Source organism: Vibrio sp. R12-SG2-ISO1, assembly GCF_059834045.1.
Genome location: NZ_JCBDGO010000019.1, coordinates 177356 through 196268, shown reverse-complemented (window position 1 = coordinate 196268; position 18913 = coordinate 177356). Strand labels below are relative to the sequence as shown.

Here is an 18913-nt window from a genome sequence, read left to right as displayed (position 1 = left end):
TCTCCAGTTTCTCTACGCTTGCATTAATCATAGTGGGTGGGTTTACAGTGTAAAGCCAGCGCGGACTTCGCTATACTCTGGGCATTCGTAGTCACCACTTTAGGTCTGACATGCTGACACGCTCCGATGATTTACAAATATTGCTCAGTGTCGTCGATAGCGGCGGTTTTTCAGCGGCGGCGGACGCGCTCAACATCCAAGTGGCGCGTGTCTCTCGTGCGGTGAGCAAAATCGAGCAGCAACTTGGTGTGTCCATCCTTAATCGCACGACGCGCCGTGTTGAGCTTACGGTAGAAGGCAAACTGTTCGTCGATTCGGTTCGCCAAGGGTTACAGCTGATTGGTCAAGCCGAAGCGGATTTGATGTCTCGCGGTGAGTTGCCCAAAGGGCCACTACGAGTTGATGCGGCCAGCCCGTTTGTGTTTCACCAACTTGTGCCGTTGATTCAATCGTTTAAAGTCGCGTATCCCGATATCGAACTCGAACTGACGTCCAATGAAGGTTACGTCGACTTACTTGAAAAACGCACGGACGTTGCGATTCGTATCGGCCACCTTAAAGACTCCACTTTACACGCCAGTCCGCTCGGTAAAAGTCGACTCTATATTGTCGCGTCGCCAGATTATCTCGCGCGTTTTGGCACGCCCACTCGCGTCTCACACTTATCCTCTCACCAGATCATTGGTTTTACGGCGCCGAAAGTGCTCAACCATTGGCCACTGAAAGGACTAGAATCCATCGCGCCGATGCTTCGCAGTGCGAACGGAGAGACGGTGCGTCAATTGGCACTCGCGGGGAATGGCATTGCGTGTCTCTCCGGTTTTATGGTCAATCAAGATTTGGCGAATGGCACCTTGGTGTCTTTGTTGGAGGAATGGCGAGTGGAAAATACCGCGCGCGAGCAGGTCAACGCGGTGTATTACAAATCTTCGCATGTCGCCAAGCGCATTTCGGCGTTCATTGAATTTATCAAACCCCGTTTGACACTTTAGGCGGCAGCGCCATTGATGTCAGCGAAGGGCACTTAAGCAAGGCAAGGAGAACCGTATGATCAAAACTACTACCTCAGTGGTCGAGGGCAAACCTGTTGACGCCTATCTTGGCGTTGTGGTCGGAGAGGCAATATTAGGTGCCAACATCTTCAAAGATATGTTTGGTGCTATTCGAGACGTCGTGGGTGGTCGCTCTGGTGCTTACGAACGAGAAATGGGCCGCGCTCGAGAAATCGCTTTTGCCGAGATGGAGCAACACGCGCAGTCTCTGGGCGCCGATGGTATTGTCGGTATCGACATCGATTACGAAGTGATCGGCAGCGGCGGCAGTATGATGATGGTCAGTGTTAGCGGTACCGCCGTTAAATTTCGCCAATAAATCGCGATAACTTTTTATTCGCGATAACGTAAATTAATGAGGCAATCAATTTGATGAAAATATGGGTAGATGCGGATGCGTGTCCTGTGGTGATCCGCGATGTGCTTTACCGCGCGTCGCAGCGCACTGGCGTCGAAGTGACGCTCGTCGCGAACCAGTTTATACGCACGCCAGCGTCACCAAAGGTGAACATGTTGCAAGTTCAGCAAGGGTTTGATGTGGCAGACAATGAGATTGTTAAACGTTGCCAAGCGGGCGATTTGGTCATCACCAGTGACATCCCTTTGGCCGACGAAGTGATCACTAAAGGCGCACAGGCGCTCAACTCGCGCGGTGAAATGTACAGCAAAGAAAACATTAAAGCGCGCTTGAACATGCGCGATTTTATGGACACCATGCGCAGCAGCGGCGTCCAGATGGGCGGGCCACCGCCACTCAGTCAGGCAGATAGGCAGCAATTTGCTAACCATCTCGACAAATGGCTGGTCCATTGGCAACGTTCGGTCAAGCCTACAAAACCCGAGTAGGCTTTGCTTACCCAACAATCAGTTTACTCAACATCAAGAGGAGGGGGGATGTCTCTGGTCAATCAATTGGCGCTGTTTATCGATGTGGTGCAGCAAGGCTCATTTACCAAAGCGGCGGCGCTTCATAATATGGATAACTCCTCGCTCTCCAAGCAAATTAAAAAGCTTGAGAGTGAGCTCGGTGTGCAGTTACTCAATCGCTCCACGCGTTCCTTTTCGTTGACGCCGGCGGGGGAGGAGATCCTAGAGCAAGCGCATAGTCTGCGTAAAACGGTAGAAGACGTCAAACTGATTGCCGACACCTACCATGCTGAGCCCAAAGGACGCATTCGTATTACGGCGCCTTTGCACATTGGTCAGCAATATTTGCAACCGGTGATCAACGCGTTCATGCGCCGTTACCCAGAGGTGGAAGTGACGCTGCTGATGGACGACAAACGCTCAGACATTATCTCTGAGCATTTTGATGTCGCATTTCGTCTCGGAATCTTGCAAGACTCAAGCTTGATCGCCAGTAAAATCGCAGAGATTCGCCCGGTGATCCTCGCCTCCCATGACTTCATTGCCCAGCATGGCGAGCCTCGCTCACCACAAGAGTTGGTGCGCCTGCCTTCTGTGGTCTACAGCAACGGCTCAGTGACCATTGACACAGTGCGCTTAGGGGTAATGTCCGACGCCTCCGACCTACACAGCTACAAAATGCAAGGTCGATACAAGGTTAACGATGTCCGCACTCTACTCGACGCCGTGCAAGCGGGGCTCGGTTATGTGATGATCTCATCCAGTAACTTAACCCAGTCTATCGAAACCATGAACCTCACCCCATTACTGACCGACTACCGACTATGTAACCAAGGCACTGCGCTGTATGCCCTCTATCCCCATCGCAAACAAACGGTATTAGTGCGCGAGTTCATTCAAGCCGTCAAAGCCTTCATCGGCCTGCCACCGATTTGGGAGCAGCATATTGAAGGCTTTGAGGGGATGTATCTTGGTAAGGGGTGACCGTTAACGCTCGACTATCCCTTCTATCGCCTCGATCACCGCCTGCACCTTTCTATCATCTAGTGCATCTGGATGAGGCTGCGCAAAGGCTTCAATATCGTTGTCGTAGTAGCATCCGCCTGCGCCTCTGAAGGCGTCATCTAGGCTGGCGCTAACGAGAATGTCGGCGCCAAGGGAGAGATCGCCACCTGCAATACCAAACGCCTCTTTGACCATTTTGCTACCGAGCAGTGATTTCGGGTTAACCGAGACAATCATTGGCCCCGAGTGTCGATGTGCTTCACCCAGTGCGCGAGACCACATGGTAATCGCTAGCTTGCTTTGCGCGTAAGCCTCTCTGTCAGACAAGTGACCTTTTCCTTGCAGGGCTTCAATGCTCACACTGGCTTGCGCTGCAGAAGAGAGATTCACTACGCGCCCATGGGCAGGAATGAGTGGCAACAATCCTTGGGTCAGCAGATAAGGTGCGACCGTATTGACGGCAAAGCGAATATCTAGGCCATCGGGCGTTTTGTCCGCTGGCGCGTTGAAGATACCTGCGTTGTTGATCAACACGTCAAGTGGTGTCTCTCCCAGTGTGGCGCTCACTTGTTCAATCAATCGCTGCACATCGCTGAGGACAGAAAGATCGGCGATAAAGGCTGTGAGTGTGGTGTTATGTTCTTGATTAAGCGTTTCAACCACTTTGGCGAGCTTGTCAGGGTTGCGGCCATGAACCAATACGCGATGCCCTTGCTTTACAAGTTGGCTTGCAGTAAATAGACCAATACCATCGGTCGCGCCTGTGATTAGAATAACTTTTTGTTCGTTCATGATTGTGCTCCGAAGGTAAGTGATGACAGTGCTATTGTGCACAAAGGCGGTGTTAGATGCATTAGCCGAGGCGCCCAATCATTATGGACAGTTTGTTCCAAAATGAGCAACCAGCAGTGATGAATATAGCTGTGGCCTACGTGATTCAAAAGGCACAAAAAAACGGCGCAGAGCGCCGCTTTGAATAAAATCTGCTGGTTACCTATTTTGGCATAATGACCTTATCAATCACGTGAATGACGCCGTTGCTTGCCTTGACGTCAGTCATGACAACGTTAGCGTTATTGACCATCACTTTGTCGCCCATCACTTTAATCATCACATCTTGGCCTTGGACGGTGGTGGCTTTATCCATTTTGACGACATCGGCAGCCATCGCTTTCGCTGGAATGACGTGGTAGGTCAAAATAGATACGAGTTTGTCTTTGTTCTCAGGCTTGAGGAGCATCTCTACTGTACCTTCAGGCAGTTTGGCGAACGCGTCGTCGGTGGGCGCAAGTACCGTGAAAGGACCGTCCCCTTTCAATGTCTCTACCAGTCCTGCTGCTTGGACAGCGGCGACCAGTGTGGTGAAGCTACCGTTCTCTACGGCGACATCGACAATGTCTTTTTTCATGCCGTGGTGGTTAGCGTTTGCAGTCGACATCATCAAAAGGCTGCTCATAGCGATAACGAACGTCATTAGTGTTTTGCGAATCATAACGAATGTCCCTGTGTTGTGTTGGATTCGCAGGTTGGTACGTGTGCAGTTTGGCACCGATCAGGATTATTTTTTAAATTTTTCTAGGCTGAACTTTTTCTCGTGACCGACGTAAAGATTGGTTTGATCGCATAAAAGTAAAGTCGGTAAGAGAGGCGGACATGGAGATGCCCTTGAGCAAGTTGGAGCAATTTTTTTATCTCGATAAACTGATTATTCACTCACTGGATCTGGCACTTTATCAAGCCAGTGTCGAAGTGGATGGCGAGCGATACTCTGTGATGGACAATTCTGGCAAGCGCTTAGTGACACACTCATTAGTGGAGATGCAAAAGCGCTGTCGAAAACTCAATGCGACGCAGCAGGTTCTCAGACATGAGAGTGCGTATGATGAGATGGTGGGGGGGCCTGAGAAAGGATCGACCAATGCACTCGAGGTGCCACTCAAAGATCATCAACTCTACTAAGGCGTCTTGCAGTTAAACCCGAGTTTATCACCGAGTGATAATGGATCGGATCCTGACAAATCGATGAATGTCCCATTTCTGATCGGCAAGAGGTGCTAAGGTTAAAAAATGTACAACACAACCGACAGGACGAGGTGCAAATATGCTAGGTGAAGACCATTCTCTACTTAAAGAGTTTCCAGAGCATAAGGATGACATTTTATCGCTCGCAGAAACCGACCTAAACTTTAACGACCAGATGAAAGAATACAACGCCATCGACAAACAAATACGTACCCTCGAACTTCGAGACTCTCCTATCAGCGACGAAGAAATGCACACTCTCAAATTGCGTCGCGCGCAAATGAAAGACGATTTATTCCAACAACTTCATAAATAAAGCCGCCCATACCTGATGATGTGAGCGAGCGGCATTGCGTGTTGCTCCGACTTGGGTAGACCTAAGCTCCATGTCATGCGTGGAGCTTTTTTGAACTGCAGGCCTGTCTTTCTCCGAGTCACCGTTTGTATAAGCGATGTTACGGTGCACTAGAACGAGGGCTTGCCGCGTAGTGCTTTGGTACTGGCCTTGATGCCTTTGGCTTTCAGACGACGCTCTTTGGAGGCGCGAGTCGGTTTGGTTGGGCGGCGTTTCTTTTGTACCACCATCGCGCTGCGGATCAGGTCGGCTAGGCGGGTCAGGGCATCCTCACGATTTTGTTCTTGGGTGCGATACTGCTGTGCCTTAATGGTAATCACGCCCTCTTTTGAAATGCGAGAGTCCGAAAGCGCCAACAGGCGCTGTTTGTAGACATCGGGCAAGGTAGAGCGTTGGATGTCAAACTGCAAGTGAATGGCCGATGACACCTTATTCACGTTCTGGCCGCCAGAGCCTTGAGCGCGAATGGCGGTTAATTGGATTTCCCAGTCACTCAAGGTGACGGTATTGGATATAACTAACATGACAATACAGTGAACCGACAGCGCTGAAGCTGTTGTGGCTACTTAAATTCTTCTCCGTGGTTATCAAGTGTCAGATGCCCGCACGTTTGGCACTGCTCGTAACGATCAATCAATTCTAACGAGGCCAACGCCGGGCCCACGACCATACCGCTAAAAAAGCCAGAGAAAAAGGCTTTTACGGTTTCTTTTCGGCTTTTTCCATACGGCGAGGGCTTTTGCTTGATGCACTCTGTGTGCTCGGTTTCACACTGACATTGCGGGCAGAATCGAAGACTCATATAGGGTGATCTCCATGTTAACTGGCTGGATAGTAACGACTTATTGCGATAGCAGTGGCGAGAGAGATCCCATTATTCAAAAATTTCGAATATCTAGCTCAACCTGACCGAGTCTTCTTTAATGATAAGAGGCGATACACTGTTTTCATCGCCCAACAGGAGACCTGTGATGACCACCCAACGACAAATTCGCCAACTGATCCCCGCCCACGCCACCTCTGACGGTGATGGTGTGAAAATTCAGCGTGTCGCTGGATTTAACAACACGGCATTTTCTCCATTTTTGATGATGGATGAACTGAAATCTGATCAAAAAGCCGATTATGTCGGTGGGTTTCCACCTCATCCGCACCGTGGGATTGAAACGCTGACTTATATGATGAAAGGGCACTTCCAGCACCGTGATCACATGGGCAACGTTGGCGAGCTACGCAGTGGTGGTGCTCAGTGGATGGCCGCAGGTCGTGGTGTGATCCACAGTGAGATGCCAATTATGGAAGAGGGCGATCTGCATGGTTTTCAAATCTGGATCAACCAGCCCGCCAAGAACAAAATGCAGCCTGCCAAGTACTTCGATTTTCAGCCAGAAACCATTACTGAGTACGTCGGCAAGGATTCAGGTCTGTTTCGTATCTTAGCGGGCGAGATTGAGATTGACGATGAGGTGCAGCAAGGGCCGCTGACCGATACGGGTGTGCCCTTGTCCGTGACAGACTGGCGGACTCAAGCTGGTCAGCAGGTCACCATTGGCACACCGGCACATCACAATATGATGCTGTTTGTCTATCAAGGAGAGATCCAATTGGGTGGCCAGCGCGTAAACCAAGGTGAAATGGCTCTGTTGACTCTTGGCGAGTCGGCATCCTTGATCGCCAACAAAGATTCTGGCGTTTTGTTGTTCGTCGGTGAGCCCATCAACGAACCGGTTGTGCATTATGGCCCCTTTGTGATGAACAGCATGGCAGAGATTGAACAAGCAGTACGCGACTACAATCAGGGTGTATTTGAGACCTATTGATTAGGTCGTAAAGCTCATGGCTGAGAGGGGCAGAAATGGCGCCTGCTAGGCAAAATCGAGTCGAAATGAATCGAAGAATTTCGGTTGCCGGATTGGCGACTGGTCAGTGCAAAAAGTGAATAATCCACTGCCTTACTTTTTGTTTGTGCCACACCCTAGGGTGTGGCTTTTTATTATTGATAGGGCGTTGCTTAGCTTTCGGTCAGCAAGCCTAATTCACGCGCTTGCTCAAGCGAGATCTGGTTAGAAATCAAGTTATGCAAAGCGGCTTCGCTTAACTGAACAACGTTAACACCCTGCGGTGGTGGCGTGACATGGACGACCATGCTTTGCTCACTGCGCTGCGACCACAACTGTCTGTCGACCAGATACACATACGTACCAGACGGTAACTCTGGGTAGATGTCGACCATCAGATTGAGCCACCAACTGGCGCGTCTTAGGCCTTGGGCGCCATCAAGCTTTTCAGGCAATTGGATAGACTGTGCACGTAACGCTTTTTGCGTGGCGATGGAGACATCCAGTGCCCCAGGATAGCTCTCACTAAATGGGTTGCTGAACAACCCATCGTAAGAGCAAGCCCAACTGATTGGGCTTGCCAGCGTGATGACTGAGCAGGTGAGCAACGTCGCGACCTGTTTCATCATAACGCCTCCTTAAGGTGTCACAATGTTGAACCAGAAGTTGAAGGTATCAAGCATACCGACAAAGTCTTTGAACACATCGCCGTCACCGTCGAGCGTGATAGAACCATCAGCAATGGCTTGCTCAAGAGTGATGTTACCCAATTGGACGTCATCCAGTGTCGCTTTGGTCAGCGTCAATGCCACATCCGGCTTCTCTGCTTGCTTATGAGTGTGATTGAGCACAGAGTTCTCAACGTACAAGGTGTACTTCTCATCTAGGTCAGTGAAGTTAATGTTGATGGCGTAGTTCTTCCCAGCCGCTTTTTCTGGTAACAAACGTACCGCGAGATAATCAAACAGCATTTCTGGTGGCATGTTCTTGATAATATCTGGCGATGCAGTGTTGGTACCGCCCGCACTTGGTGTGCCGTTACGCAGCTCGTAAGCGCCTTGCAAGTAGACAGAACGCCAAGGGCCAGATTCCGCTTGGTAACCCAACTGCTCATAGGCATCAGCAAGGAGTGCTTTACCGTTTTTGCTCTGTGGATTAGCAAACACCACGTGTTTCATCACTTCCGCGACCCAGCGATAGTTACCCGCGTTAAAGTCGGCTTGTGCTTTTTTGATCGCTTCGCGTTCGCCGCCCATGTACTCAACGTACTTCACAGCAGCATTGGTTGGTGGCAGGTTGTTTAGATCCGATGGGTTACCGGTGTACCAGCCCATGTAACGTTGATAAACCGCACGGCTGTTATGGCGTAGGGTGCCGTAGTAACCGCGGTTGCTCCAGGTTTTGTCGATTTCCTCTGGGAATTGGATAATTTCAGAAATCTCAGAACCCACATAACCTTGGTTCATCAAACGGACCGTTTGGTCATGCGTGTACTTGTACATATCACGCTGTTTCTTAAAGTATTTGACGATGTCGCCTTGGCCCCACATTGGCCAGTGGTGACTTTGGAATTTCACTTCGACATCATCACCCCATAGTTCAATGGTCTCTTGCAAGTAGCTTGACCATTTCAGCGCATCACGAACTTGAGCGCCACGGAGTGTGAGGATGTTGTGCATGGTGTTGGTGGTGTTTTCCGCCATCCACAACGCTTTTTTCTGAGGGAACCAGACGTTCATCTCAGTCGGTGCTTCTGTGCCTGGCGTGTATTGGAAGACCATTTTCACGCCATCGACCACGCGTTCGTCACCGGTTTTCTCAATGGTGTCGGTTGGGGCAATCATGGTCGCAAGACCGGTTGACGTGGTTTGACCCAAGCCACCGTTGACGCCGCCTTTTTCGTTACGTGGAAGCAGGGCGCCATACATGTACACTGCGCGTCGACCCATCGCATTACCTGCAATCACGTTTTCAGATACGGCATGCTCGGTAAAGCCAGGGGAGGCCATAATGGTCACTTTTCCGTCGATGACATCTTGCTCATCGACGATACCGCGCACCCCACCAAAGTGGTCAATGTGGCTGTGGCTGTAGAAGACACCCACAACAGGACGCTCGCCGAGTTCACTGTTAATGAAGTCGAGTGCCGCTTTTGCGGTTTCTTGAGAGATGAGTGGGTCGAATACGATCCAGCCTGTATCCCCTTGAATAAAGGTGATGTTCGACAAATCGTAGCCGCGAACTTGGTAAATACCATCGGTGACCTTAAACAGGCCGTTGATCATGTTTAATTGCGCATTACGCCACAAACTTGGGTTGACGGTATCGGGTGATGGCTTATCAAGGCCGATGTACTTTTTGTAGGCTTCTAAATCCCAAACAACATCGCCGTTTTGGTTTTTAATGGTAACGACATCCTGAGTCGCGATAAGCCCTTTTTGCGCGTTATCGAAATCTTTGGTGTCACTGAATGGCAGACTTTGCTTGAGTTGGTTGTTCGCATCAATCGTTGCCTGTGTCGCGGGTTTGGGCTCTGACGCAGTGGCATTGGTGGCCACTAGTATCGCCATGGCTAATACTCCCATTCGCTTCATAGCACTCTCCTTGTATATGCACTTTTATGAGCAAGTTAAGCATACGTGAAGAGTGATACAATTCACACTACAAATGCCACCTTAATGTGAAATTTCTGTGAAGATCTCACATTTGTGAACCTCTATACCCGTAATTTTTGGAATGGTATTTCACCTTTGCCCAGCTATTAATTCGCCGAATAATGTGTGAGAGCCGATTTCAGGTGCGCGACGAAGGCTTTGACCTGAGAAGGGATAAAGGGCGATTGTGGATATTGGGCGACGATTTGACCTTGATAGCTGCCCGCTAATTGCCACTCGCTCAAAATAGGTTGTAAAACGCCTTGTTGGCACTCATTTCTGACCACAAATTCAGGGAACAGCGAAATACCCAGCCCTTCGAGTACGGCTTGGCGACGGATCTCACTGTGATTCACAGCAAGATGACCGCTGACAGGGGCAGCCACCGTTTGTGTTCCTTGAGTCATCCGCCAGATGCGATCTTTGGGGGATTCACCCAAACAGAGACATTGATGATGGCGCAGATCATTGGGGTGTGCGGGCGTGCCATGCTTCGCTAGGTACACTGGGCTGGCACACAGTACTAGTTGGCAAGGGGCAAGCGTTACCGCGACTAAACCTTCCACAGGATTCGGTGTGATGTGGATGACCACATCGACATCGTCATGAATGGGATCGAGATAGCGGTCTTCCACTTTAAGGGTCAGATTGACGTTGGGGTACTGCTTAGCAAACGTCAATATGGGTGACATAAGGACTTGCTTGGCAAGCGCTTTCGGCACGGCAACGCGAAGCGGCCCTGCGATCGCCTCTTTGTTGGCGTGTGCTGCGCTCACCGCAAGTTTGGCTTGCCCTAGCATGGTTTGACAAAGGTGGAACACCTCTTGCCCAGTGGCGGTTAATCGCATCTGACGCGTGGTGCGCTCCAAGAGCTGCTCTTTCAGCGCTGTCTCAAGGCGCCGCAGTGAGCGGCTGACCGATGAGGGGGCCACGCCCAATTTCACCGCCGCATTGGCGAAGCTTCCTTCTTCCACCACAGTAACAAACACCGCCATTTCAGCCAGTAAGGGGATAAGTTTATTCGTGTCCATGGTGCAATTATCCTTTGCAAAATCGACCAATTGTTTCAGTTAAGTTACTTGTGGATACTGGGAGGGTCAACCACTCTGGGAGAAAATGATGCAAGGAACGCAAACTCTGCCGCTCGCACAGCGGCTACCCATTACCGAAGGATTACTGCTGCTGGTGGCGATCTTTTGGGGCACCAGCTACGGGTTAACTAAAAGTGCGCTGTTTTACACCTCGGCGTTAATGTTCATTACGTTACGTTTTTCCATCACCGCCTTGGTGTTGTTGCCATTGGTGGTGAGAGATTTCAAAGCAGGGCTCAACAAAGATTGGGTGGTTGCGCTGCCAACCGGAGCAATTTTAAGTGCTATTTTCCTGTGTGAAGTGTTTGGCGTTGCGCATACCACAGCGTCGAACGCGGCGTTTTTAATCAGTCTCTGTGTATTGTTCACTGCGCTGGCTGAAGTGTTGGTGAACCGCCGGAAGGTCGCCTGGTCTCTGGTATTGTTGTGTGTCGCCAGCGTGGTTGGCGTACTGCTGCTGACCGGTAGCGATGGGGCGCGTGTCGATTTCACGTTGGGGGATTATCTGATTCTACTTGCGGCGCTGCTACGGGCACTGATGGTGACCACCACCAAGCGATTCAGTCTCGGTCGCGCCGTGACGACCACCACACTCACCGCCATTCAATCAGCGGTTGTTGCTGGCGTTGCCGCTATCTTGGTCTTGAGCACGTTGCCCCAATCTCAATGGCACCTGCCCACAGAGTCCAGCTTTTGGGTGATGCTGCTGTATCTGGTCGCGTTTTGCACGCTCTTTGCTTTTTATGTACAGAATTACGCGGTGCGCCGCACCTCTCCCACTCGTGTCGCGCTGTTGATGGGCAGCGAGCCACTTTTCGGTGCTCTGTTTGCCATGTTGTGGCTGCAAGAGACGTTTACCTTCGCGCAAAGTCTCGGCGCGGGGTTAATTTTGCTCAGTGTGATGCTGACTTCGCTGCGAAGGGAGTCTGGGCAGCACTAGCGTTGGCGCTTCAAATCCAGCCCAAGCCTCCACGCAAAATAACTGAGGATCAAAAAAGCGCCAGTGTTGCTGGCGCTCAATATAGGGAGTAGAAAGGCGTGTCAGTTAGGCAAAAAACGACGACACCACACCAATCAAGCCGCCAAATACACCGCCCCACACCACCAACCAGCCTAGGTGCTGTTTGATCATGGTTTGCACCATCTCTTTGACTAGCGCAGGTGTCAATTCATTCAAGCGTTGATCGATGATTTGTTCAATGTTCTGTTTTATCTCATCCATAATGGCAGGCGCTTCAAGCTGCGCTTTGATCGCTTGCTTGACGTTATCGCTTTGGCTTATCTCAATCACCGATTGCTGCATTTTTTCAACGAAAGGCTGCTTAAGTGGTGCCAGCGCGTCACTGCCACCAAACATCGCCAACATGCCGCCGAAGGATGAATTGGCGATCACCTCAACCAAAGAATCGAATGTGGGGTTAAAGTCGATGGTTTCTATCACAGGTTGCAGATTGAGCGAGTGCTCACCGGCCATCTCTTTGTTGAGGAACTTGTCGATATTTTCATCGGTAAAAAATTGACTCATCATCAGCTGCTTGATGGCGGCTTTAAACTCTTCAAAACGCGCAGGTATTACACCCGAGCCATACAGCCCCGGCACCTTTTCAAACAACATGTGGACAGCTAACCAGTTGGTAATGGCGCCTGAAAAGGCAAACAGACCCGCATAAAACGCGATCTGATGACCGGATTGAATCCCGCCAGCAAGCAGTGCAAGGGCGATGAGATTGGTGAGTAGACTTTTGTTGATAGGTTGCTTGTTCATAAGGCGATAACAGTCAAGGTGTTAATGGGTGAAGCGCAGTATACACCAAGGCGGATTCAATCAACCAGTGCGTGATAAGCGTCACAGCAAGGGTTGGAATAATCGGTATTCCGAAAAAAAGGGGAACTCTCTCTACACTAGTAGCAGTTTTTAAATTGCACACTTTCAGTGAGACTTTTTTATGTTCAAACCCAACTCAATTGCTCGTTCAATGAAATGGCCATTTGTGACGGCAGTGGCGTTCTCCTCTGCGATGGCAAGTGCCAGCGGTATTCTACTTCAAGAAGCCGTGGTGGCGAATGCAGGTACTACAGGTGCAGGTGACGGTGTTTACACCGGTTCTGCTGCTGCAATGTGGACCAACCCAGCGACGATGTCATTTATGGGTGAGAGCAAGACGACAGTGAACGCGATGGGGTTTGATCTTAAGTTGAATTACAACTCTGATCGTCATTCTGCTTTTGATGGTTCTTCTCAGACTACGCAACCTGCACTGGCAGTTTTCCACGCTCGTCAAATCACAGATGAGATGCACTTTGGTATTGGCTTTGGCGCTGCAGGTGGCTCAAGCCTTGACTACGGTAAGCAATGGGCAGGTGCTCCGTTTCTAGAAAGCACTACATTGATGCTACTTCAGATTAACCCAACGCTCTCTTACCAAATTGATGAGCAGTGGTCTGTGGGTGCAGGCGCTCAAATCAACTATGTGTCGTTTGAGCAAGACACGCTAATTATGTCTATCGAGGAAGAAACGGATTGGGCGATGGGCCTGACGTTTGGCGCAATGTACCGTCACAATGACGATCTGGATTTTGGCTTTAGCTACCGCTCAAAAGTAAAGCATAAGCTAGATGCTAGAGTTAATGGTGCTCTAAATGGTGACCGAATTACTAGTGCGTCTACGGAAGTATCGCTCCCTGCTATTTATGATCTCAGTGCTCGTTGGGGCGTCAATTCGGACTTAAACCTGTTGGCCAGTGCACAATGGCATCGATGGAGCGATTGGAAGGAGCTACCACTGGATTTAACGGTTGGAGGTAATCCATTTGATGCTTCAATTGAACGCGATTGGAGCGACGTTTGGAAACTAGCATTGGGCGCAGATTACCGCCTCAACGCGGACTGGCGTCTAAAAGCGGGTATCTCTTACGAAAGTTCACCGCAAAACGACGCCTCACTACAATGGGTTGACGTGCCAGTAGGCGAGCAATGGCGCTACTCAGTGGGTGCAGCAACCCAGTGGAATGGGTACACGTTTGACATGTTCTACGAATACGCTGATTTAGGTGAAGTAGACATTGAACGTGTAGGCATCAAAGGTACCTTCGACGGCCGTATTCACTTTATTGGTCTAAACGTGACGTTCTAATCCGCCAGTGTGATTGATGACAAAGCCCTCCTCGTGAGGGCTTTGCTGTTTATCGGCCCTCAGACCACACCGCAAACTCATTGCCGCTGGGCTCTAGAAAGTGGAATCGACAGCCCCCGGGGAAATCGAAAATGGGTTTGATGACATCGCCGCCACTGGCGATAACTTTGGCCAGTGTTGCTTCGATGTCTTGGCTATAGAACACCAACAGTGCGCCGCCGGATGCGGTCTGGCTCTTGGCGTCGGCTCGGAAGAACCCGCCGTCGAGCCCTTGGTCGGCAAACGCCGTGTAGTCGGGGCCGTAATCGGTGAAGCGCCAATCAAACGCTTGGCTAAAAAAGGCTTTGGTGGCTTCAAGATCGTGGGCGGCCAATTCGACGTAATTGAGTTTCTCATGTTGAGGCATGCTGTGCTCCTTGCAGGGTGTATGACGTTATCTTAGCGCAAACCCCGTGCGGAGCGTTGGCATTTATCCTTTGCCGCGCTACAATCAGCGCGCTGCACAAGCAGCGATTACTTTATTCTCAGGGCGGGGCGAAATTCCCCACCGGCGGTATGCCCGAATGGGTGAGCCCGCGAGCGCTCGATACGTCGAGGTCAGCAGATCTGGTGAGAAGCCAGAGCCGACGGTTACAGTCCGGATGAGAGAGAATGAAACCAAGCCGCCACCGTCGTGGGTGCGATTTCGTTTATCTGGCGCTGACGCTAGAACTCTTCTATGCCCTGATTCTGGTGAAATTTAGGAGTTAACCATGAATCAGTCATCACTACTTGCCGAATTCGGCGACCCAATTACCCGCGTTGAACGCGCATTGACGGCCTTACGTGAAGGTCGAGGTGTGTTGTTACTCGATGATGAAGATCGTGAAAACGAAGGGGATATCATTTACTCGGTTGAGCACCTCACGGATGCGCAGATGGCGCTGATGATCCGCGAATGCAGCGGTATTGTTTGCTTGTGCTTGACCGAAGAGCAAGCCGACAAATTGGCCCTGCCTCCGATGGTTGAAAACAACAATAGTGCCAATCAAACCGCGTTTACCGTCTCTATTGAGGCCAAAGTGGGCGTGACGACGGGCGTGTCAGCGCAAGATCGCGTCACCACCATCAAAACCGCCGCTAACCCTAATGCGAAGCCTGACGATTTAGCGCGCCCAGGACACGTATTTCCGCTGCGCGCGCGCACAGGTGGGGTGATGACCCGTCGCGGCCATACTGAAGGCACCATCGACTTAATGCAAATGGCGGGTTTGCAACCTGCTGGCGTATTGTGTGAGGTGATGAACCCGGATGGCACCATGTGTAAAACGCCGGAGATTGTCGCGTTTGGGAAACTGCACTCGATGCCAGTTCTGACCATTGAAGATATGGTGCTCTATCGCCAGCAGCATGAGTTGAAACTGGCATAATTCGCCAGCGATAAGCGCAGCTAGAATACCAATAGATAAACAAAAAGGTGTGGCTTCAAAACCACACCTTTCTATTTTTGTTTGACACTTTTTTGCCTGATTGAGTCAATCACCACCCTTTTAATGACTGACCGATTGAGAAAAGACGTTCATCACAATCACGCCACTGATGATCAATAACATGCCAATCACTGCCGCCCAATCGAGCTTTTGACCGAATGCCACCGCACCGACAGCGGTGATCAACACAATGCCGAGCCCCGACCAAATCGCATACGCAATGCCAACGGGAATGGTCTTCAATACCATGGCGAGAAAATAGAACGCCACGCCATACCCCACCACGACCAAGAGACTGGGCGTGAGCTTGGAAAACCCGTCTGAGGCTTTCAGCGCGCCCGTCGCGATCACTTCTGCCACAATCGCAATGGTTAGATACCAATAACCCATACTCATTCCTCTACTTTACGAACGCCTGTAAACCGCAAGGGATGGTGCCATTTCCTATCGATGGCGGCAAGTCTGAGGACGTGCTCAGCTAATTTGTTCGCGGAACAGTTTGGGACTCACGCCCGCTTTACGTTTGAAGACACGCGAGAAATAGAGAGGATCGGTATAGCCGACGATGCGACCGATGTGATTGACCGAGTAGTTGGTGGTGACTAACAGCTGCTTGGCTCGGCTGATGCGTTGGTCGTCTCGCCATTGAGTGATGGTCATGCCCATCTCTTCTCTAAATAGGTGGCCAAGCCTTGAGGCCGATAAACAGGTGCAATCAGCGATGTCTTCGAGGGCGAAGTTTTGGTTGAGGTTTTGCGTCATGTAGTTCATGGCGTCGATAACCCGAGGATCAAGCGGCTTAGAGACCACATCGGGCTGTATGGTTTTGCATCGAATCAATAGTTGCTCAAGTAAATTGATCGCGAGATCGTCGCGATAGGGCATGTCGGATTTAGAGATGTATTCGATGTCGATGAACAGTCGTTCGATCTGTTCTGTGGTGCTGCTGTCTAGCTCTTGAGTGACGTAGACGCCGTTTCTCTGCTCTTGCCAATAGAGCCAATCGTTCCAAAACGCTCGCGGGCGAAAATAGACCCAACGATGAAACCAAGAGGCGTTGTCACGCTTGCGCTGATACAAGTGTGTGGCGCTAGGCGGAAAGAGCAACAAATCGCCCTCTTTGACATGAAAGGCCTCATCACCGCTAAATATGGTTCCTTCGCCTTGGCTGGTGATGTTGATGATATAGCCTTTCATGCCGTTGGGTCTGTCGATCACATAGTCGAGTTCATCCCCTTCGATAATTGGCGTCAGGCCTGCCACTAAGTGGGCATCAAAGTTGTAATCGGGTTTTAGCGGGTCGTCGTTTTGCATAGGGCATCATTTTTTGTTTTCAGTGTATTTGGCTCAAAGGCAAGTTGCGTCGTTACGCCTCACAGTTTTCCAGAATGATCCATTGCTTGGCGGCGAAGGCCTCGCGGAAATAGTCGGTTTTTGCGGTTTTGGATAAGAACTCACTCGGCAAACCCTGCCGTTGGTGATGGGGAGAGAAGGGCTCGGGCTGACGGCGCTCCTCGGCATTACGCTTGGCCAAGTAGGTGATGGAATGGCGAACGTCCAAGCGCGTAGGTAAGGAGTTTCGGCCCAGATATTCGATCACCAAGGCATCGCCCACAAAGGTGTAGTTCATATTGAGTGATAAGGTTTGCGAGTGCTCTATTTGGCACCACTGTTCGAGTCGATTGGGTTTAGCGCGAAATCGCCACTTGGTCTGGGAGAGGTCGATCACTTGCCCGTTGGCCATCACTTCCAGTACGCCACTAAAGCGCACCTCTCCTTGTTCACGCAGAGTAAAACGCTGCGGATCATCCGCCGCGAGCGTGAGTGTCCAGCCCGCTTGTTCGAGCAATAGCGAATCCTGAGCGCACACATGGGGTTCGTTCACTGACAGTCTCCAAAGTGCTCCCATGACGGGAGCACACGGCTGGGTTTAACGATGGCGATAGTAGGTGTTGTTACTACGTAGCGTTTGTTTGAACTCTCGAAGTTGGGTGCGATTGTCGATCACCACCATCTCCACACCCAGCATCTCTGCGTAGTCACTCAGCATCTCAAGCGAGACCGCTTGGCTGTAGACGGTATGGTGCGCACCGCCGGCGTGGATCCAAGCGGCCGCCGCCACTTGCAGGCTAGGCTGAGGCTCCCAAAGTGCATGTGCGACCGGCAGGTGTGGCAGCGATTTAGGTGGGACAACGGTGTCGACAACATTGACGATCATGCGAAAACGCTCGCCGAGATCAATCACAGACACATTCAGCGCTTGGCCTTGTTGTCCACTGAAAATCAGCCTTGGGATGTCACAACGACAGCCGATGGTGTGACGATGGATCTCAAGTCGCGGCTGGCTGGCTGCGATAGAGGGGCAGACTTCCAGCATATGCGCGCCGAGCACTTGGTCTTTTTCGCCGAAGTTGTAGGTATAATCTTCCATAAAGGAGGTACCGCCTTGGCGCCCCTTACCCATCATTTTCATGATGTGTGTCATCGCTGCCGTTTTCCAATCCCCTTCGCCGCCGTAACCATAACCCTTCGACATCAAACGCTGGGTGGCAAGACCGGGCAGATTGGTGAGGCCAGATAAGTTCTCAAACGTATTGGTAAAGGCGTGAGCGCCCACCGCGCTGAGAAAACGCTCCATACCCAGCTCTAGTTTGGCTTCCTGAACCATCAGCTGTTTGAGGTTGGCATCATCAAATAACATCGGAGACATCTGGTAAGTGCTGGCGTATTCATCGAGCAAGGCATTGACGTCGCTGTCACTGACGTCATTGACCGCTTCACTTAGCTCGCCCAATCCGTAGCCATGCACTTCATAGCCAAACTGAATCTGCGCGGAGACTTTGTTGCCTTCTGTCACCGCTACTTGGCGCATGTTGTCACCAAAGCGGGCCACTTTAAGCTGTTGACCCGCTTGCACGCCAATGGCCGCGCGGCACCAATCATCAATCTCTTGATGGACGGTTGGGTTTTGCCAATGACCGACCACCACTTTGCGCTCAATCTCAAGGCGTGTACCAATAAACCCAAACTCACGACAGCCATGAGCACTTTGGTTGAGGTTCATGAAATCCATGTCAATCTCGTCCCAAGGGAGCGCGGCATTGAATTGGGTATGCAGATGTAAGAAGGGCTTGTTGAGTTGTGTTAAACCTGCGATCCACATCTTGGCGGGCGAGAAGGTATGCATCCACAGCATCAAGCCGATGCAGTTTGGATCATTATTGGCCGCCTGACAAACGGCGAGAATTTCATCGGGTGTTTTTACTGTGCCTTTGTACGCAAGTGGAACGGAGATGCCTTGTGCCGCATTCAGACCCGCGACGATCTCTTCACTGTTCTCTGCCACGCTTTGCAGCACTTTGGGCCCGTAAAGATGCTGTGATCCGGTGACAAACCAGACTTGCTTATCGTTGAATGTTTTCATCT

At 50.9% G+C, this 18913-nt stretch carries 23 protein-coding genes and 1 riboswitch; of the genes, 10 read left to right on the top strand and 13 right to left on the bottom strand.

The window, feature by feature from the left end; genetic code table 11:
* The first annotated feature begins 110 nt into the window (after positions 1-110).
* From AC6R10_RS14165 to AC6R10_RS14150, 4 genes are read left to right on the top strand one after another with little or no spacing between them, the layout of a single operon-like run.
* Positions 111-992, top strand: coding sequence for a LysR family transcriptional regulator (locus tag AC6R10_RS14165; RefSeq protein ID WP_500672626.1), 882 nt, complete (start codon positions 111-113; stop codon positions 990-992).
* Between the two features lie 55 nt (positions 993-1047).
* Positions 1048-1371, top strand: a complete 324-nt coding sequence (locus AC6R10_RS14160; RefSeq protein WP_334553164.1) for a heavy metal-binding domain-containing protein — start codon at positions 1048-1050, stop codon at positions 1369-1371.
* Between the two features lie 53 nt (positions 1372-1424).
* A complete protein-coding gene (locus tag AC6R10_RS14155) occupies positions 1425-1898 on the top strand; it encodes a YaiI/YqxD family protein (RefSeq protein ID WP_500625434.1) in 474 nt (157 codons plus the stop codon).
* Between the two features lie 48 nt (positions 1899-1946).
* A complete protein-coding gene (locus AC6R10_RS14150; protein ID WP_500672625.1) occupies positions 1947-2903 on the top strand; it encodes a LysR family transcriptional regulator in 957 nt (318 codons plus the stop codon).
* Between the two features lie 3 nt (positions 2904-2906).
* On the opposite strand, the gene AC6R10_RS14145 is transcribed toward AC6R10_RS14150, so the two are convergent.
* Both AC6R10_RS14145 and AC6R10_RS14140 read right to left on the bottom strand, forming a co-directional pair.
* On the bottom strand, positions 2907-3716 hold the full coding sequence (locus AC6R10_RS14145; RefSeq protein WP_500672624.1) for an SDR family NAD(P)-dependent oxidoreductase: 810 nt from the start codon (positions 3714-3716) through the stop codon (positions 2907-2909).
* A 202-nt stretch (positions 3717-3918) separates the two neighbouring features.
* The gene (locus AC6R10_RS14140; protein ID WP_500672692.1) at positions 3919-4398 is read right to left on the bottom strand and encodes a fasciclin domain-containing protein; all 480 of its coding nucleotides are present in this window, start codon (positions 4396-4398) and stop codon (positions 3919-3921) included.
* A 179-nt stretch (positions 4399-4577) separates the two neighbouring features.
* Here AC6R10_RS14140 and AC6R10_RS14135 point away from each other — a divergent pair, with 179 nt between their 5' ends.
* A complete protein-coding gene (locus AC6R10_RS14135) occupies positions 4578-4883 on the top strand; it encodes a DUF6482 family protein (RefSeq protein WP_487902996.1) in 306 nt (101 codons plus the stop codon).
* 142 nt (positions 4884-5025) lie between these two features.
* Positions 5026-5262, top strand: coding sequence for an HP1242/YdcH family protein (locus tag AC6R10_RS14130; RefSeq protein ID WP_334553188.1), 237 nt, complete (start codon positions 5026-5028; stop codon positions 5260-5262).
* Positions 5263-5411: 149 nt separating this feature from the next.
* Here AC6R10_RS14130 and arfB read toward each other — a convergent pair whose 3' ends face one another.
* Both arfB and AC6R10_RS14120 read right to left on the bottom strand, forming a co-directional pair.
* Positions 5412-5825: an alternative ribosome rescue aminoacyl-tRNA hydrolase ArfB gene (gene arfB, locus AC6R10_RS14125; protein ID WP_500625438.1), complete on the bottom strand. Its 414-nt coding sequence runs from the start codon at positions 5823-5825 to the stop codon at positions 5412-5414.
* 38 nt (positions 5826-5863) lie between these two features.
* On the bottom strand, positions 5864-6103 hold the full coding sequence (locus tag AC6R10_RS14120; protein WP_500625439.1) for a hypothetical protein: 240 nt from the start codon (positions 6101-6103) through the stop codon (positions 5864-5866).
* Positions 6104-6272: 169 nt separating this feature from the next.
* Between AC6R10_RS14120 and AC6R10_RS14115 the strand changes: the two genes are divergently transcribed.
* The gene (locus AC6R10_RS14115; RefSeq protein ID WP_500672623.1) at positions 6273-7121 is read left to right on the top strand and encodes a pirin family protein; all 849 of its coding nucleotides are present in this window, start codon (positions 6273-6275) and stop codon (positions 7119-7121) included.
* 191 nt (positions 7122-7312) lie between these two features.
* Here the strand turns inward: AC6R10_RS14115 and AC6R10_RS14110 are convergent, their stop codons facing one another.
* The 3 genes from AC6R10_RS14110 to AC6R10_RS14100 form a co-directional block, all read right to left on the bottom strand.
* Positions 7313-7768 (bottom strand): hypothetical protein, encoded by a 456-nt coding sequence (locus AC6R10_RS14110; protein ID WP_487903001.1) that lies wholly within the window; start codon positions 7766-7768, stop codon positions 7313-7315.
* Between the two features lie 9 nt (positions 7769-7777).
* The gene (locus AC6R10_RS14105; protein ID WP_500672622.1) at positions 7778-9733 is read right to left on the bottom strand and encodes an alkyl/aryl-sulfatase; all 1956 of its coding nucleotides are present in this window, start codon (positions 9731-9733) and stop codon (positions 7778-7780) included.
* Positions 9734-9900: 167 nt separating this feature from the next.
* On the bottom strand, positions 9901-10824 hold the full coding sequence (locus AC6R10_RS14100) for a LysR family transcriptional regulator (protein ID WP_500672621.1): 924 nt from the start codon (positions 10822-10824) through the stop codon (positions 9901-9903).
* 85 nt (positions 10825-10909) lie between these two features.
* Here AC6R10_RS14100 and AC6R10_RS14095 point away from each other — a divergent pair, with 85 nt between their 5' ends.
* The gene (locus AC6R10_RS14095; RefSeq protein WP_500672620.1) at positions 10910-11824 is read left to right on the top strand and encodes a DMT family transporter; all 915 of its coding nucleotides are present in this window, start codon (positions 10910-10912) and stop codon (positions 11822-11824) included.
* A 105-nt stretch (positions 11825-11929) separates the two neighbouring features.
* On the opposite strand, the gene AC6R10_RS14090 is transcribed toward AC6R10_RS14095, so the two are convergent.
* The gene (locus tag AC6R10_RS14090) at positions 11930-12634 is read right to left on the bottom strand and encodes a DUF445 domain-containing protein (RefSeq protein WP_500672691.1); all 705 of its coding nucleotides are present in this window, start codon (positions 12632-12634) and stop codon (positions 11930-11932) included.
* A gap of 214 nt (positions 12635-12848) precedes the next feature.
* Here AC6R10_RS14090 and AC6R10_RS14085 point away from each other — a divergent pair, with 214 nt between their 5' ends.
* Entirely contained in the window at positions 12849-14018 is a 1170-nt protein-coding gene (locus AC6R10_RS14085; RefSeq protein ID WP_500672690.1) for an OmpP1/FadL family transporter, read from the top strand.
* Between the two features lie 49 nt (positions 14019-14067).
* Here the strand turns inward: AC6R10_RS14085 and AC6R10_RS14080 are convergent, their stop codons facing one another.
* On the bottom strand, positions 14068-14424 hold the full coding sequence (locus AC6R10_RS14080; protein ID WP_500628183.1) for a VOC family protein: 357 nt from the start codon (positions 14422-14424) through the stop codon (positions 14068-14070).
* 110 nt (positions 14425-14534) lie between these two features.
* Positions 14535-14675, top strand: a riboswitch (FMN riboswitch).
* A 95-nt stretch (positions 14676-14770) separates the two neighbouring features.
* Between AC6R10_RS14080 and ribB the strand changes: the two genes are divergently transcribed.
* Entirely contained in the window at positions 14771-15427 is a 657-nt protein-coding gene (ribB, locus tag AC6R10_RS14075; protein ID WP_500672619.1) for a 3,4-dihydroxy-2-butanone-4-phosphate synthase, read from the top strand.
* A 120-nt stretch (positions 15428-15547) separates the two neighbouring features.
* Here the strand turns inward: ribB and AC6R10_RS14070 are convergent, their stop codons facing one another.
* The 4 genes from AC6R10_RS14070 to araA all read right to left on the bottom strand — a co-directional run bounded on the left by AC6R10_RS14070 (position 15548) and on the right by araA (position 18911).
* On the bottom strand, positions 15548-15877 hold the full coding sequence (locus tag AC6R10_RS14070) for a DMT family transporter (RefSeq protein ID WP_334553205.1): 330 nt from the start codon (positions 15875-15877) through the stop codon (positions 15548-15550).
* Positions 15878-15961: 84 nt separating this feature from the next.
* Positions 15962-16801, bottom strand: a complete 840-nt coding sequence (araC, locus tag AC6R10_RS14065) for an arabinose operon transcriptional regulator AraC (protein WP_500672618.1) — start codon at positions 16799-16801, stop codon at positions 15962-15964.
* 52 nt (positions 16802-16853) lie between these two features.
* Positions 16854-17372 (bottom strand): hypothetical protein, encoded by a 519-nt coding sequence (locus tag AC6R10_RS14060; RefSeq protein ID WP_500672617.1) that lies wholly within the window; start codon positions 17370-17372, stop codon positions 16854-16856.
* 45 nt (positions 17373-17417) lie between these two features.
* Positions 17418-18911, bottom strand: coding sequence for an L-arabinose isomerase (araA, locus tag AC6R10_RS14055; RefSeq protein ID WP_500672616.1), 1494 nt, complete (start codon positions 18909-18911; stop codon positions 17418-17420).
* Positions 18912-18913: the final 2 nt, after the last annotated feature.